At 64.1% G+C, this 15441-nt stretch carries 14 protein-coding genes; 4 read left to right on the top strand and 10 right to left on the bottom strand.

Annotated features, from left to right (window positions below):
* Window positions 1–3: 3 nt before the first annotated feature.
* From ACVWZM_RS34310 to ACVWZM_RS34290, 5 genes are all read right to left on the bottom strand, one after another.
* Entirely contained in the window at window positions 4–720 is a 717-nt protein-coding gene (locus ACVWZM_RS34310) for an ABC transporter ATP-binding protein (RefSeq protein WP_057016729.1), read from the bottom strand.
* Window positions 713–1465, bottom strand: coding sequence for an ABC transporter ATP-binding protein (locus ACVWZM_RS34305; RefSeq protein ID WP_050384609.1), 753 nt, complete (start codon window positions 1463–1465; stop codon window positions 713–715). Before ACVWZM_RS34305 ends, ACVWZM_RS34310 begins: the two co-directional genes overlap by 8 nt.
* Window positions 1462–2493, bottom strand: coding sequence for a branched-chain amino acid ABC transporter permease (locus ACVWZM_RS34300; protein ID WP_456855692.1), 1032 nt, complete (start codon window positions 2491–2493; stop codon window positions 1462–1464). The genes ACVWZM_RS34305 and ACVWZM_RS34300 overlap by 4 nt, the downstream gene beginning before the upstream one ends.
* Before the next feature lie 7 nt (window positions 2494–2500).
* Window positions 2501–3370, bottom strand: coding sequence for a branched-chain amino acid ABC transporter permease (locus ACVWZM_RS34295; RefSeq protein WP_456855691.1), 870 nt, complete (start codon window positions 3368–3370; stop codon window positions 2501–2503).
* A 211-nt stretch (window positions 3371–3581) separates the two neighbouring features.
* Window positions 3582–4763 (bottom strand): ABC transporter substrate-binding protein, encoded by a 1182-nt coding sequence (locus tag ACVWZM_RS34290; RefSeq protein WP_456855690.1) that lies wholly within the window; start codon window positions 4761–4763, stop codon window positions 3582–3584.
* Window positions 4764–5136: 373 nt separating this feature from the next.
* Here ACVWZM_RS34290 and ACVWZM_RS34285 point away from each other — a divergent pair, with 373 nt between their 5' ends.
* Window positions 5137–5415 (top strand): hypothetical protein, encoded by a 279-nt coding sequence (locus tag ACVWZM_RS34285; protein ID WP_229161380.1) that lies wholly within the window; start codon window positions 5137–5139, stop codon window positions 5413–5415.
* A gap of 902 nt (window positions 5416–6317) precedes the next feature.
* Here ACVWZM_RS34285 and purU read toward each other — a convergent pair.
* The gene (gene purU / locus ACVWZM_RS34280) at window positions 6318–7181 is read right to left on the bottom strand and encodes a formyltetrahydrofolate deformylase (protein WP_456855689.1); all 864 of its coding nucleotides are present in this window, start codon (window positions 7179–7181) and stop codon (window positions 6318–6320) included.
* A gap of 135 nt (window positions 7182–7316) precedes the next feature.
* Between purU and ACVWZM_RS34275 the strand changes: the two genes are divergently transcribed.
* The gene (locus ACVWZM_RS34275; RefSeq protein WP_456855688.1) at window positions 7317–8162 is read left to right on the top strand and encodes a uroporphyrinogen-III synthase; all 846 of its coding nucleotides are present in this window, start codon (window positions 7317–7319) and stop codon (window positions 8160–8162) included.
* Window positions 8163–8259: 97 nt separating this feature from the next.
* On the opposite strand, the gene ACVWZM_RS34270 is transcribed toward ACVWZM_RS34275, so the two are convergent.
* The 4 genes from ACVWZM_RS34270 to ACVWZM_RS34255 all read right to left on the bottom strand — a co-directional run bounded on the left by ACVWZM_RS34270 (window position 8260) and on the right by ACVWZM_RS34255 (window position 12192).
* Window positions 8260–9237 carry a tripartite tricarboxylate transporter substrate binding protein gene (locus ACVWZM_RS34270; protein ID WP_456855687.1) on the bottom strand — a complete coding sequence of 326 codons (978 nt, stop codon included), beginning with the start codon at window positions 9235–9237 and terminating at the stop codon, window positions 8260–8262.
* A gap of 117 nt (window positions 9238–9354) precedes the next feature.
* Entirely contained in the window at window positions 9355–10299 is a 945-nt protein-coding gene (fcl, locus tag ACVWZM_RS34265; RefSeq protein WP_301322305.1) for a GDP-L-fucose synthase, read from the bottom strand.
* On the bottom strand, window positions 10280–11380 hold the full coding sequence (gene gmd / locus ACVWZM_RS34260; protein WP_411782425.1) for a GDP-mannose 4,6-dehydratase: 1101 nt from the start codon (window positions 11378–11380) through the stop codon (window positions 10280–10282). Before gmd ends, fcl begins: the two co-directional genes overlap by 20 nt.
* A gap of 137 nt (window positions 11381–11517) precedes the next feature.
* Window positions 11518–12192: a Crp/Fnr family transcriptional regulator gene (locus tag ACVWZM_RS34255; RefSeq protein WP_028338337.1), complete on the bottom strand. Its 675-nt coding sequence runs from the start codon at window positions 12190–12192 to the stop codon at window positions 11518–11520.
* 398 nt (window positions 12193–12590) lie between these two features.
* Here ACVWZM_RS34255 and ACVWZM_RS34250 point away from each other — a divergent pair, with 398 nt between their 5' ends.
* Window positions 12591–13412, top strand: coding sequence for an ABC transporter ATP-binding protein (locus tag ACVWZM_RS34250; RefSeq protein WP_028338338.1), 822 nt, complete (start codon window positions 12591–12593; stop codon window positions 13410–13412).
* Window positions 13409–15337, top strand: coding sequence for an AMP-binding protein (locus ACVWZM_RS34245; RefSeq protein WP_456855686.1), 1929 nt, complete (start codon window positions 13409–13411; stop codon window positions 15335–15337). The genes ACVWZM_RS34250 and ACVWZM_RS34245 overlap by 4 nt, the downstream gene beginning before the upstream one ends.
* The last annotated feature ends 104 nt before the right edge of the window (window positions 15338–15441 follow it).

The following is a 15441-nucleotide window of genomic DNA, read 5'->3' as shown; positions in this document are numbered from 1 at the left end:
TTTCTAATGTGCCTTGGCCCCAGAGACGCCGAGGTGGCGCTCGAGGACGGAGGGATCGGCTTTTAGCGCGCTGCTTGCGGCATCGTGCACGATCGTGCCGCGTTCCAATATCACAACGCGGTCGGCCAGCCCCAGAATCTTTTGCGCGTTCTGCTCGACGATGATCGAGCAGATGCCACCCGAGCGCGTGATGGTTCCGATCGCCTTTAACAATTCCTCAACGATGATCGGCGCGAGGCCTTCGGTCGGCTCGTCGAGCAGCAGCACTTTCGGATTCAGGGTCAGCGCGCGGCCGATCGCCAGCATCTGCTGCTCGCCACCGGACAGCTGGTTGCCGAAATTGCGCCGCCGCTCCTGCAGCCGCGGAAACATCTCGTATACCCGCTCGACTGTCCACGGCCCGGGCTGCGCCACCGCGGTCATGTTCTCTTCCACCGTCAGCGAGCGGAAGATGTTGCGCTCTTGCGGCACCCAGCCGATCCCGGCGCGGGCGCGCTGGTCGGCCCGCATCGCCGTGATGTCGCGGCCTGCGAGCGCGAAGCTGCCACTGAGGCGCCTGACGATGCCGACGATCGAATTGATCAGCGTGGTCTTGCCGGTACCGTTGCGGCCGAGCAGCGCGAGCACCTGACCCTCCGCAAGCGCCAGCGACATGTCGGGCAGCACCACCGCCTCGCCGTATCCGGCACGCAGGCCCTGGATGGAAAGAAGCTCAGGCATCGGCGGCCTCGCCGAGATAGACCGCCCTCACCTGCGGATCGCGCGCGACCTCATCGGGGGCACCCTCGGTGAGCAGGCCGCCATTGACCAGCACCGAGATGCGGTCGGCGAAGGAAAACACGAGGTCCATGTCGTGCTCGATCAGCAGCACCGTGACGTCGCGCGGCAATGCCGCCACCGCCGCCAGGATATCGTGGCGCTCGCTCTCGGGCACGCCGGCCGCGGGCTCGTCGAGCAGCAGCACCCGCGGCTTGGCGGCGATCGCGACCGCGATCTCGAGCAGGCGCTGCTTGCCATAGGGCAAGGTCGAGGTGAGCTCCGTCATCACGTCGAGCAGATGGAAGCGCGACAGGATCTCGGCGATCTCGGTGTTGACGTCGCTCCGCGTTCCCATCCGCCGCCACCAGTCGCCGCCGCGGCCCATCCGTTCGGAGACCGCAAGCCCGATGGTTTCGAGCGGGGTCAGGTCGGGATAGAGCTGGTTGATCTGGAACGTGCGCGACAGCCCGCGCAGCACCCGCTTGTGGACGGACAGGCCGGTGATGTCGCTGCCTTCGAGCAGGATGCGCCCGCTGTTCGGCGTCAGCACGCCGGTCAGCTGATTGATGACGGTGGTCTTGCCCGCGCCGTTCGGCCCGATCAGCGCGTGGCGGGCCCCCTGCATCACCTTGAGCGAGAGATCGCGGGTGACGCGAAGGGCGCCGAAGGATTTTTCGAGGCCACGTGTTTCCAGCGCGATCGTCATGACGCGTCGTTCTCCGGCACGGCAACGGCGGCCTTGCGGCCGGCGAACTGGCGGATGATCAGGTTGGGCACGAACAGCACCCAGCGATGGATGCGCGCGCGGCCGACCAGCACGATCACGACCAGCACGAGGCCGATCCAGAACAGCCAGTATTGCGGGGTGATGCTCTGAAACAGCTCCTGCAGCATCTTGAACACGACGGCGCCGATCAGGCCGCCATAGAGATAGCCGGTGCCGCCGATCACCAGCACCAGCATCAGGTCGGCGGAACGCTCGAAGGAGAACACGTCGAGCGAGGCGAGCGCCGTGATCTGGGTAAACAGCGCGCCGGCGATCCCGGCATAGAACGCGGCGAGCGTATAGACCGCGATCAGGCGACGGTTGACCGGCACGCCGATCGCGGCCGCGCGCAGCGGATTGTTCTTGATCGCGCGCAGCGACAGGCCGAACGGCGAATGCACCACGCGTCGCGCGAGCAGGAACAGGATGAACAGCACGATCAGCGAGTAGAAGAACCCGGTCTTGCCGAACATGTCGAAGGTGAACAGACCGAGGATCGGCTGCATCTCGATGCCCTGCAGCCCGTCGGTGCCGCCGGTGATGTTGGAGAAGCGTTCGGCGAGCGCTTCCAGCAGCAGGGCGATGCCGAGCGTCACCATCAGCCGCGTCAGGTCGACGCCGCGGATGACGAGAAAGCTGGTCAGGAAGCCGAGCACCGCCGCAACCAGGCCGGCGGCGACCAGTGCGATCACGGGCTCGTTGATGATGCCGTGCAGCGCCAGCAAGCCGGCCGAATAGGCGCCGACGCCGAAGAAGGCCGCGTGGCCGAGCGAGACGATGCCGGCGTAGCCGAGGATCAGGTCGAGCGACAGCGCGAACAGGCCGAGCCGCACGATATCGGTCATGATCAAATAGCGCGACGGGAACAGGAAGGCGCAGGCGAGCGCCAGCGCCCAGAACGCGACCTCGCTGACCCGCCAGCGCGCGCTGGCCATCGCGTGAGTGGAAACGTCTGATAGCGCCGTCATGACCGCCTCACCGTGCCGCGGTACGGCCGAACAGGCCGTTCGGACGCCAGAGCAGGATCACGATCATGACAGTGTAGATCACGAAGGGACCGAGCTTCGGCACGTAATACTTGCCGGCGACATCGGCGATGCCAAGCAGCAGCGACGCCAGGAACGGTCCGGTGATCGAGGACGAGCCCCCGACGGTGACGACGATCAGGAAGTAGATCATGAATTTCAGCGGGAAATACGGATCGAGCCCGAGGATCTCCGCGCTCAGCGCACCGCCGAGACCTGCGAGGCCGCAGCCGAACGCAAAGGTGAAGGCGAACACCTGCGGCACGTTGATGCCGAGCCCGATCGCAGCGCGCGGATCGTCGACCGCGGCGCGCAGCCGGCTGCCGAACCGGGTCTTGGCGAGGATCAATTGCAGCGCCAGCGTGAGCAGGCCGCAGATCACGACGATCATCAGCCGGTAACGGCCGATGCCGACGCCGAACAGGTCGATCTGGCCTTCCAGCGCCGCCGGCAGCTTGATGAAGACCCGCGACGATCCCATGATGTAGTCGACCGCCGCGACCGACATGAACACCAGACCGACCGAGAACAGCACCTGATCGAGATGGCTGCGGCTGTAGAGATGGCGGTACAGCGTGCGCTCCAGCGCAATGCCGATGACGGCGCTGCCGACAAAGGCGAGCGGCAGGCCTGCGAAGAACGGCCAGCCGGAATTATTCACCAGCACGGCGCAGATATAGCCGCCGGCCATCGCGAAGGCGCCATGCGCGAGGTTGACGAAATTCATCAACCCGAGCGTCACCGCAAGCCCGCAGGCGAGCACGAACAGCAGCATGCCGTAGGCGACGCCGTCGAACAGGTTGGTGAGGATAGAGGCCATGGAGTCAGCTTAGCCGTGAGGATGCAACAAGAACAACAGCTCGAACGTCAAGGTCATCGTCATGGCCGGGCCTGTCCCGGCCATCCACGTCTTTCTGCTCGCCGGGAAAAAAGACATGGATCCCCCGGCACACCTGCACGAAGACGCGCTTCGCGCTTTTGGCCGGGCATGACGTGGTGAGGGCCGTGAGCGCACGCCGCCGATGACGATGCTATTTCTTGGTCTTGCCGGAATCCTTGACGGCCTCGAAGGTCGCGAACTCGACATTGTAGAGCTCGCCGTCGACCTTCTCGACCTTGCGGATATAGATGTTCTGCACGATGTCGCGGGTTTCCGGATCGATCGAAATCAGGCCGCGCGGGCTCTCCCACTTCATGCCCTTCATCGCCTCGATCAGCTTGTCGCCGTCGGTCGCACCATTGGTCTTCTTCAGCGCCTCGTAGATCAGATGGATGCCGTCATAGCCGCTGACCGCCATGAAGCCCGGGCGGTTGCCGAACGCCTTCTTGTAGGCGGCGACGAACTCCTTGTTCATCGCGGACGGATGCGCCGCCGAATAGAGATGCGCCGTCACCGCGCCGAGCGCGGCATCGCCCATGTTGTTGAGCAGATCGTCGTCCATGACGTCGCCCGGTCCGATCACCCTGATGCCGCTCTTGTCAAGCCCGCGCTCGGCATATTGCTTCATGAAGTTGCCGCCCTGCCCGGCCGGCACGAATACGAACATCGCGTCGGGCTTGGAATCCTTCATGCGCTGCAGGAACGGCGCGAAGTCCGGATTGGCGAGCGGGACCTTGACCTCTTCGACGATCTCGCCGCCGCCGGCGGTGAAGTGCTGCTTGAAGAAGGTCAGCGCATCGTTGCCGGGCGCGTAGTCGGAGGTCAGCGTCGCGACCTTCTTGATGCCGTTCTTCACCGCCCAGTCGCCGATGATGGTGGAGGACTGCGCCAGCGTGAAGCTGGTACGCACGATATAGGGCGAACGCTCGGTGATGATGGAGGTGCCGGCCGCCATCACGACTTCCGGGATCTTGGCCTGCGTCGCCAGCGGCGCCGCGGCGAGCGCCGCGGGCGTCACGCCGAAGCCGGCGATGAAATTGACCTTGTCGTTGACGATCAGTTCCTGCGCGAGCCGCTTGGTGTTGTCCGGCACCGCGGTGTCGTCCTTCAGGATGATCTCGATCTTCTTGCCGGCGACGGTGTCGCCCTTCTGCTGCATGTAGAGCTTGATGGCGTTATCGATCTGCTTGCCGGTCGACGCCTGACCGCCGGTCATCGGCAGGATCAGCCCGATCTTGACGGCGTCGTCCGCCCACGCCGGCACGCTGGCGCACAACCCGGGAAGCACGGCGGAAGCGGCGCCCCACAGCAACATTTTGCGACGATTGAACATCGACATCCCCCTCCCCCTTCTGATCTTCGGCGCTGAGCATTAGTTCCGGTTGTTGGCTTATCTTAACCCAACCATGTCACCGCCAAGCCGCAACGCGACAAGGCGTCTCCCCGTGCCCTCTGTCAATCGGACGATGGATGTGTGTCGCGCGGGACGCGATCGGATCCAACTAAGAAAGTGGTACTAAAATACCAAGAACGCCACGAAACTCATGCCCAAGAACCGATCACGCGGCACCAGAGCACCTTGGCGGTCCCGATCATTTGTACGATCGTACAAACAGCGCCGCGATGTCAACAAACAAGCACAATTGCAGCCGAACGGTCGCGCCAAGATCATCATCCATAAAGACCAGGGCTGTATCCTGCCTCACATGTCGATCTTCTCGCGCCCTATCTCTGTCCTGACTGCCCTCGCGTTTGCGGCCTGTACGCTCGGAGGATGCGGCACCGTGAACCGGAAGCTCTCGGCCGGCATGGCCGACTACATTCCGGCCTGGGCCGGCGGCCTGCCCGCCGACGCGCCGCCGCGGGCAGGTACCCCCGAATACGACAAGTACATGCAGGAGCGGGAGCGCAAGCGCCTGATGCCTGCGGCCGAGCGCGGCGATGATCCCAAGCCGGCAACGCCACCGCAGGATGCTGCCCACTGAGCGTACGGCCGGATAGGACAGGCACCGGGTTGTGCCGTGCACAGGGATAGCGACAGCCCGACAGACTAGCTGGAGCCATCCTCGCGGATGATTTCGCCGCGGTAGCCGAACTCCACCGTGTGGACAGTGACGTAGTCGTCGCCGACGAACGCACCCCGTAGGAATCCGGCAGATCGGCGACGGTCAGCACCTCAGCGAATACTGAATAGCCGTCGTGGTTCGGCGCAGCGAGGGTCATGGGAACGCCCGCACCGAACCGCCCGGCACGATGTGGCGGTGACCGAAGAAGATGTGCCTGATCTTGCTCCGGTGCTTCGTGACGATTGATCGGAACCTGCATCATCGAGCAGGCCGATCCGGTCCGCCGGCGCGATGCGGGTCGGGAATAGATTGTGATGCATGACCAGGAAGAACGGGCCGTCATGCTCCGATAGCTGGTGTTCCAGCCAGGCCTGCCGCGCCGGGCAAAAGCTGCCGGCGGCCGTCTGCAGGTCGTAGGTGTCAAGCAGCAGGCAGCGGCCGAACGAGGTGTCGTGAACGCCTTGCGCGAACTCGTCCGCGTCGGCGCGGGAAACACGCTGAGACACCTCTCGCGATGATCATGATTGCCGATGCAGAGCCGCACCGGGATTGAGAACCCGTTCAGGCGTTCGCGCGGCAAGTGATAGTCAGCGAGCTCGCCGATACCCGAAAGATCGCCGAGATCACCATCAGCTCGGCGTCGCGGTGATCGGCAAGCACCTGATCCAGCGCGCTCGAAGTTCTTGCATGGGATCACGGCCAAAGATCGTGCTCCCCGGCGTCGTCAGATGGATGTCGCTCATGTGAATGAGTTTCATGCAGCACCTCGATGCAGGGCGACACCCTAGCCGTCAAAGCGCGACAACCGGAGTGAACGCGGATCAGTCCACGAACACCACGGTCTTGCGTCCGTTGAGGATGACGCGATCGGCGAGATGGTAGCGGATCGCGCGCGCCAGCACCCGGCGCTCGATGTCGCGCCCCTTGCGCACGAGATCCTCAGGCGTGTCGCGATGGCTGATGCGCTCGACGTCCTGATCGATGATCGGGCCTTCGTCGAGGTCGCACGTGACGTAATGCGCGGTGGCGCCGATCAGCTTGACGCCGCGCTCATGGGCCTGGTGGTAGGGCCTGGCGCCCTTGAAGCCCGGCAGGAAGGAATGATGGATGTTGATGCAGCGGCCTGACAGCCGCGCCGACATCTCGTCCGACAGGATCTGCATGTAGCGGGCCAGCACCACGAGATCGGTCTTGGTGTCCTGGGCCAGCTTCCACACCGCGTCTTCCTGCTGCCGCTTGGTCCCCTTCGTCACCGGCAGATGATAGAACGGGATATCGCCGAAATCGAGCGAGCCATAGGTCTCGCGCGGATGGTTGGAGACGATCGCGGTCGGGATCATTTCGAGTTCGCCGGTACGCCAGCGGTAGAGGATGTCGACCAGGCAGTGATCGGACTTCGACACCAATAGCATCACCCGGCGGCGGCTGGCGCGATCGCGCATCTGCCATTCCATCCCGAAACGTTCGGCGATCGCGGCAAAGCCGGTCTGCAGCGCCGCGAGCTCGACCGCGAGGTCGGCCGCGGTAAACACCACGCGCATGAAGAACTTGCCGGTCTCCACGTCATCGAACTGCTGGGCGTCCAGGATGTTCTGGCCGTTATGGGCGAGAAACGTCGAGACCGCCGAGACGATCCCTGGACGGTCCGGACAGGACAGGGTCAAAACGAACTGATGGTCGGGCATGCCAATTGACCAAAGCTTGAGCAGATTGATGGAACGGTCATTTTCGGCCCTCGTCTACACCGCAGGCGGCCTTGCGCCAATCCCGGCGCCGGGGTCAAATCGAACAAATGACGACAATGTTTGTTAGGGTCCATCATGGCTGAACGGCTGAACGGCTACCGCATCCTGATCCTCGAGACGCGCGAGGAGGCGCAGTTTTCCCGCCTGCTCACCGAACAGGGCGCCGACGTGCTGCAATGCCCGATGTTCACCATCCACGATGCGCCTGATCCGGCGCCGATCGTGGCCTGGATTCGCCGCGCCATCGAACGGCCGCTCGACGACCTCGTGCTGATGACCGGCGAAGGCCTGCGCCGGCTGATGAAAGTCGTGGGCCGGATCGGCGTCGAGCGGGAGTTCGGCGATAGCCTCGCCAAGGCGCGCAAATTCGCTCGCGGCCCCAAACCCGGCCGGGCACTGCGCGAGATCGGCCTGGAACCGCAAATGACGACCGAGAAGCCAACCTCGGAAGGCGTCGCCGAGATGCTGTCGAAGCTCGACCTGACTGGCCATCGGCTCGGCCTGCAGCTCTATCCCGACAAGGATCACGCCAGCCTGATCGGCGCGATCAAGGCACAGGGCGCCGAGGTCGATACGGTGCTGCCCTATGTCTATGACGCGCAGGCCGCCGACGCCAACATCGTCACCGCGATCGAGGAGATGGCGCAGGGCCGCATCGACGCGATCGCTCTGACCAATCTCGGCCAGGTCCGCCGCCTGATCGAGGTGGCACGGGCGCGCGGTTGCGAGGACAGGTTACGCGAGGGGTTCGAGCGTACGCCGATCGCGTCGGTCGGACCGGCGGTATCGGACGAACTCAAGTCCCAAGGCCTGCGCACCGACATCTACCCGGCCGAAGACGCCTTCTTCATGCGGCCGCTGATATCGGCGATGGCGGCGGCGCTTTCAAAAAATCCACCGCGCGCGACGGCGCGAAGCTAAAGCATGATCCGGAGAAGTGGGAAGCGGTTTTCCGGGAAGACCATGCTTAAACAACAAGTTAAAGTGCGATGACGATTCGACCGAATCTCATCGCGCTTTAGTCCACTTTGGCACCGGCGAACTTGACCACCTTGCCCCACTTCTCGGTCTCGTCGGCCACTAGTTTGCCGAAGTCGGCAGCCGAGCCCGGCAGCATGATCGCGCCGATCTCGGTAAACCGCGCCTTGGCCTTGGGATCGGCGAGGATTTCATTGACGGCCTTATTGAGCCTGTCGACGATTTCAGGCGGCGTGTTCTTCGGCGCCGCGAGGCCGTACCAGGCGCTGGCCTCGTAGCCCGGCAGGAAGTCGGCGACCGGCGGCAGGTCCGGAAGCACGTCCGAACGGGTCGTGCTGGTGACCGCAAGTCCGCGCAGCTTGCCGGATTTGACGTGCTCGGCGCAGGTCGGAAGATTGTCAAACATCACCTGCATCACGCCGGACAGCATATCGGTGAGCGCCGGCGCGCCGCCCCGGTAGGGCACGTGCTGCATGTTGATGCCGGTCAGCATCTTGAACAGTTCGCCCGACATGTGGATCGTCGAACCGTTGCCTGAGGACGCCATGTTGAGCTTGCCGGGATTGGCCTTTGCATAGGCGATCAATTCGGGAATCGACTTGATCGGCAGCGAGGGGTGCACCACCACGACGTTGGGAAAGCGAATGATGCCCGCGATTGGCTCCATCTCGCGCATGAAATCGAACGGCAGCTTCTGGTAGAGCGTCGCATTGATCGCATTGGCCGGCGCGACCAGCAGCAGCGTGTAGCCATCGGGCGCCGCGCGCAGCGCCTGCTCGGTGGCGATGTTGGTCCCGCCGCCCGGCCGGTTCTCGACAATGAAGGATTGCCCGAGCTTTTCCGACAGCCACTGCCCCATCAGGCGCGCCGTCAGGTCCGCCGAACCGCCGGGCGTATAGCCGATCACGAGACGAACCGGCCGCGCCGGATAGGCCTCGGCAAACGCTTTCCCAAATGTGAGCGGCAACGCAGCCGTAGCGGCTGCAAGTTGCAGGAACTGGCGGCGTAGAACCTTCATGATGTCTCCTCCGACGCACTGGCGGCTCTTGCGGCACGCTTGGGCACGCGCATCCTAGCCGCGCGGCGTCGCCAAGCCGACAGATATTCTCAGTCGGAGGGCGGGAGGTTCACCGCGTCACTTCGTCTCGCGCAGATAGGCCTGGTACGCGAGGGCGATGCCATCCTCGAGCGAGGTGGTGGCGCGCCAGCCGAGCCTGGCCAGCCGGCCGACGTCGAGCAGCTTGCGCGGCGTGCCGTCCGGGCGCGACGTGTCGAAGCTGATCTCGCCGCGATAGCCGACAGCGGCCGCGACGACGCGCGCGAACTCGGCGATGGTGATGTCCTCGCCGGTGCCGATATTGACCAGTTCGGGCGATGAATAGGTCTTCATCAGATGGATGCAGGCGTCGGCGAGATCGTCGACATAGAGGAATTCGCGGCGCGGCGTGCCGGTGCCCCACACCGCGACGTTGCCGGCGCCCGAAACCTTGGCCTCGTGGAAGCGGCGGATCAGCGCGGCGACGACGTGGCTGTATTCGGGGTGATAATTGTCGCCGGGGCCGTAGAGATTGGTCGGCATCACGCTGATGAAATCGGCGCCGTACTGGCTGCGATAGGCCTCGGCCATCTTGATGCCGGCGATCTTGGCGATGGCATAGGGCTCGTTGGTTGGCTCGAGCGGGCCGGTCAACATCGAATCCTCGCGCAGCGGCTGTGGCGCCAGGCGCGGATAGATGCAGGACGAGCCGAAGAACATCAGCTTCTCGCAGCCATTGGCGTGCGCCGCCTGGATCACGTTGCTCGAGATCGCCAGATTGTCGTAGAGGAATTCCGCCCGCAGCGTGTTGTTGGCGACGATGCCGCCGACCTTTGCGGCGGCGAGGAATACGGCCTGCGGCCGCTTCGCGGCAAACCATGCGTTGACCGCGGTTTGGTCGCGCAGATCGACCTCGCTGCGCGACACCGTCAGAAGGTCGGCCTCCTCGCGCGCCAGCCGGCGCATCAGCGCCGAGCCGACCATGCCGCGATGGCCGGCAACGAAGACCGTCTTGTCCTTCAGCTCAAACGCCGTGCTTGCCATTGGCCGCGTCCTGCCTGGCCTCGACGAGATCGCTGGCGACCATTTCCTTCACCAGCTGCGCGAACGGCGTCTTCGGCGCCCAGCCGAGCTTGGCGCGCGCCTTGCTGGCGTCGCCGATCAGAAGATCGACCTCGGTCGGGCGGAAATAGGTCGGATCAATCTGTACCAGGGTGTTGCCGGACGCCTTGTCGATACCGACCTCCTCGACGCCCTTGCCGCGCCATTCGATGCTGCGGCCGACCTCGGCAAACGCCAGCTCGACGAACTCGCGGACCGACCGCGTCTCGCCGGTCGCGAGCACGAAGTCGCCGGGCTCGTCGACTTGCAGGATCCTGTGCATGCCCTCGACATAGTCGCGGGCGTGGCCCCAGTCGCGCTTGGCGTCGAGATTGCCGAGATAGAGCTTGTTCTCGAGGCCGACCTCGATGCGGGCAACGGCGCGGGTGATCTTGCGCGTCACGAAAGTCTCGCCGCGGATCGGGCTCTCATGGTTGAACAGGATGCCGTTGCTGGCGAACATGCCATAGGCCTCACGGTAGTTCACCGTGATCCAGTAGCCGTAGAGCTTGGCGACGCCATAGGGCGAGCGCGGATAGAATGGCGTGGTCTCCTTCTGCGGCACCTCTTGCACGAGCCCGTAAAGCTCCGAGGTCGAGGCCTGGTAGAACCGCGTTTCCTTTTCCATGCCGAGGATGCGAATCGCCTCCAGCAGCCGCAGCACGCCGATCGCGTCGGCGTTGGCGGTGTATTCCGGGCTCTCGAAACTGACCTGGACGTGGCTTTGCGCCGCGAGGTTGTAGATCTCGGTCGGCCGGATCTGCTGCACCAGGCGGATCAGATTGGTCGAATCGGTCATGTCGCCATAGTGCATCAGGAACGGGACGTTGCCGACATGCGGATCCTGGTAGAGATGGTCGACACGCGCGGTGTTGAGTGAGGACGAGCGACGCTTGAGCCCGTGCACGGTATAACCGAGGCCGAGCAGATATTCGGCGAGATACGCGCCGTCCTGCCCGGTGACGCCGGTGATCAACGCAACGCGCCGCTTCGAGTCCTGAGCCGCCGAATCCTTAACTGCCATGTCATCTCCAGAGATCGCGCAAACAGCGCGCCGACGAGGCCGGTCTGTAGCATCCGGCCTGCTCCAAGTCTAACATCACAATTGCTGAATCGGGGCTTCAGCGCCCCCGAAAATGGTTAAATGCGGCCTGGATCCCATCATTCCCCGTAGTGGCGCAACCGGTCGAGGTTGAGGATGGTCACCCCGCCATAGTCGAGCCGCAACAGCCCCTCGCGCTCCAGCCGCTTCAGGCACTGGTTGGCGTTCTGCCGAGAGATCCCCGACAGCGCCCCGATCTCCTCCTGGGTGATCTCCAGGTGCAGGGTGAGGTCGGGGTAGAGAATCGGATTGAACAGCGAGGCGATCGAGCGCGCCAGCCGCGCGGTGGCATCCAGCGTGCGGCCATATTCGAGCAGCGCAATGAACTGGCCGAGCCGCTCATTGAGCGAGCCGACCAGGAACCGGTTGAAGCCGACACTGTTCTCGAACAGCCAGACGAAGGTCCGGCGATCCATCATCGCCAGTCGCGTGTCGCGCAGTGCGACCACATCGTAGCGCCTGGGCTCATTTTTGAGCACGGTCCCCTCGCCGAACCACGCGCCTGCGGTGAGACCCGCGAAACTCGCCGCCTTGCCGCCGCGCGAGACGATGCCCATGCGCGCCAGCCCGGTGACGATGCCGGTCCAGTACTGAAAATTGTCGCCGCGCATGAAGATGAATTCATTGGCGCGATAGGATTTTTCGGAAATGCCGGCGCGCGCGATTTCGATTTCTTGCTCGCTCAGTTCGCGCGACCAGGCCGCGATGTGCCTCAGGTAATCAGCAGCTATCATGCTAGCGACGGCGTCCTCCCCAAGATACTGCAACGATATTGCACCGCAGCAACGCCGTGCGCGAAGCCAGGGACCCGAGGCCTGGAATGCCAGCGAAAATTCCTGACTAAATGTCGGGCACATGACAATTCAACCTATCGCTTTCTCGTATTCAGAGCCACCTCGCGTAACGTCGCGCAGCTCCTTGATGGATCGCTGAAGGCGGACGACGCGAGAGACGGGCTTGCAGGCGGGTGCGGCGTTACCGCGCATGACGCAGGCGATCGGGTCAAGCGATCTCCCGAACGCAGGCATCATTAGTCGGATGGTCTCCCTTCGGCGGCCCATGTAAGATCGAAGAGTAAGATCGAAGCGAAGATAAAGAGCGCGCCAAAGCGCCCGTATCTGGAGGGAACAGGGTGGCTAATAGTCTCGAGGTGCGCGGAGTCTCATTGCGCTTTGGCGGCGTCCGCGCGCTGACCGAAGTGAGCTTCGGCGTCAACGAGGGCGAGCTGTTCTCCATCATCGGCCCGAACGGCGCCGGCAAGACCTCGATCGTCAACTGTATCTCCGGCCGCTACCGGCCGACCGAAGGCCAGCTGTTCTATCGCGGCCAGGACATTACCGGCCTCAACCCGAACGCGCGGCCCCGGCTCGGCATCGGCCGGACCTTCCAGAATCTCGCGCTGTTCCACCACATGAGCGTGCTCGACAACATTATGGTCGGCCGCCATCACCTCCTGAAGAACAACTTCATCACGGGATCGCTGTACTGGCTGACCGGCGCGCGCCGCGAGGAGCTGGAGCACCGCCGCAAGGTGGAGGAGATCATCGACTTCCTCGATCTGCAATCGGTGCGCAAGGCAACCGCCGGCACTCTGCCCTACGGCCTGCGCAAGCGCGTCGAGCTCGCCCGCGCGATGGCGCTCGAGCCGCAACTGATCCTGCTCGACGAGCCGATGGCCGGCATGAACTTCGAAGAGAAGGAAGACATGGCGCGCTACATCGTCGATCTCAACGAAGAGTTCGGCATGACGGTGATGATGATCGAGCACGACATGGGCGTCGTGATGGACATCTCCCACCGCGTCATGGTGCTCGACTTCGGCCGCAAGATCGCCGAGGGCGATCCGGCCACCGTGCTCGCCGATCCCCATGTCAAGCGCGCCTATCTCGGCGAAGAGGACGAGGCGCTGGTCGATCCCGACGACAAGCCGGCGGTGCGGGAGAGCGCCGCATGATGGACTATGCCGGTCGCGCCGCGCAGGCCGACACCTTTCCCAAGATGCTGCGCCTGAACGCGAAGGAACACGGCCAGGAGATCGCGCTGCGCGAGAAGGATTTCGGGTTGTGGCGCGAATTCACCTGGAACGACTACCAGACCCGCACCCATGATTTCGCGCTCGGCATGGTCGAGCTCGGGCTTGGCCGCGGCGACGTGATCGGCATTATCGGCGACAACCGGCCGGACTGGGTCGCCGCCGAGATCGCGGCCCACGCGATTGGCGCGATGAGCCTCGGCCTTTACCGCGACGTGCTCGACGAGGAAGCCGCCTACCTCCTGACCTATGGCGAGGCCAAGCTGGTCTTCGCCGAGGACGAGGAACAGGTCGACAAGATGCTCGGCCTGGCCGATCGCGTGCCCCACCTCAAGTACATCGTCTATTCCGACCCGCGCGGCATGCGCAAATACGACGATCCGCGATTGATGGAGGCGAGCAAGCTCGTGGCGCTGGGCCGCGACCGCGCCGAGCGCGAGCCTGGGCTCTACGAGCGGCTGGTCGATGCCACTGATGGCGAGGACGTCGCGATCCTCTGCACCACCTCGGGCACGACAGCCAATCCGAAGCTTGCGATGCTCTCGGCCGGACGCGTGCTGCGGCACTGCGCGACCTATCTCGCCTTCGATCCGAAGGGGCCGGACGACGAATATGTTTCGGTGCTGCCGCTGCCCTGGATCATGGAACAGATCTACGCGCTGGGCAAAGGGTTGCTCTCCCGGATGAAGGTCAACTTCGTCGAAGAGCCCGACACCATGATGCACGACTTCCGCGAGATCGCGCCGACCTTCGTGCTGTTCGCGCCGCGGGTCTGGGAATCGATCGCGGCGGACGTCCGCGCCGGGGTGATGGACGCCTCGCCGGTCAAGCAGCGGCTCTATGACCTCGGTATGAGGACCGGCCTTGCGGCGCTCGCCGAGGGCAAGCGTTCTGTGTTCGCCGACCAGCTCTTGTTCCGTGCGCTGCGCGACCGGCTCGGCTTCACGCGGCTGCGCTCGGCGGCGACCGGCGGCGCGGCGCTCGGGCCGGATACCTTCAAGTTCTTCCAGGCGATGGGCGTGCCGCTGCGCACGCTATACGGCCAGACCGAGCTGCTCGGCGCCTACACGCTGCATCCCGAAGGCAAGGTCGATCCCGACACCACCGGCGTGCCGATGGCCGACAGCATCGAGATCCGCATCGACAATGCCGACGTCAACGGCGTCGGCGAGATCGTGGTGCGGCATCCGAACATGTTCCACGGCTATTACAAGAACCCCGAAGCATCGGTCGCCGACATCAAGGACGGCTGGATGCATTCGGGCGATGCCGGCTACTACAACGACAACCGGCAGCTTGTCGTGATCGACCGCATCAAGGATCTCGCCAAGACCTCGCGCGGCGAACGCTTCTCGCCGCAATATATCGAGAACAAGCTGAAGTTTTCGCCCTATGTCGCCGAGGCGGTCGTGCTCGGCGCCGGCCGCGACGCGCTCGCGGCGATGATTTGCATCCGCTACTCGATCATCTCGAAATGGGCGGAGAAGAACCGGATCTCGTTCACGACCTACACCGACCTGTCCTCGCGGCCCGAAGTCTATGCGCTGCTCAAGAATGAGGTCGAGACCGTCAATGCCACCCTGCCGCCGGCGCAACGCATCTCGCGCTTTTTGCTGCTCTACAAGGAGCTCGATGCCGATGACGGCGAGCTGACCCGGACCCGAAAAGTCCGCCGCGGCGTGATCAACGAGAAATACGCCGACATCATCGATGCGATCTACCGCGGCAAGGCCACTATCCCCGTCGACACCGTGATCCGCTTCCAGGACGGCTCGATCCAGCGCGTCCGCACCACGCTCGAGGTCGTCGACCTCGGCCGCGCCGTGATCGCGGAGGCCGCGGAATGACTGTGTTGCGCGACCAGAACGCGGTGCTCATGAATGTGCCCTCTCCCCTTGTGGGAGAGGGCTACACCGTTAGTCGACACGAACTCGCTTGGGTGAGGGGTACC

This window comes from Bradyrhizobium sp. USDA 4501 (assembly GCF_054062115.1).
Note: the sequence above shows the minus strand (reverse complement) of the source record. Positions and strands in the feature narration are given on the sequence as shown.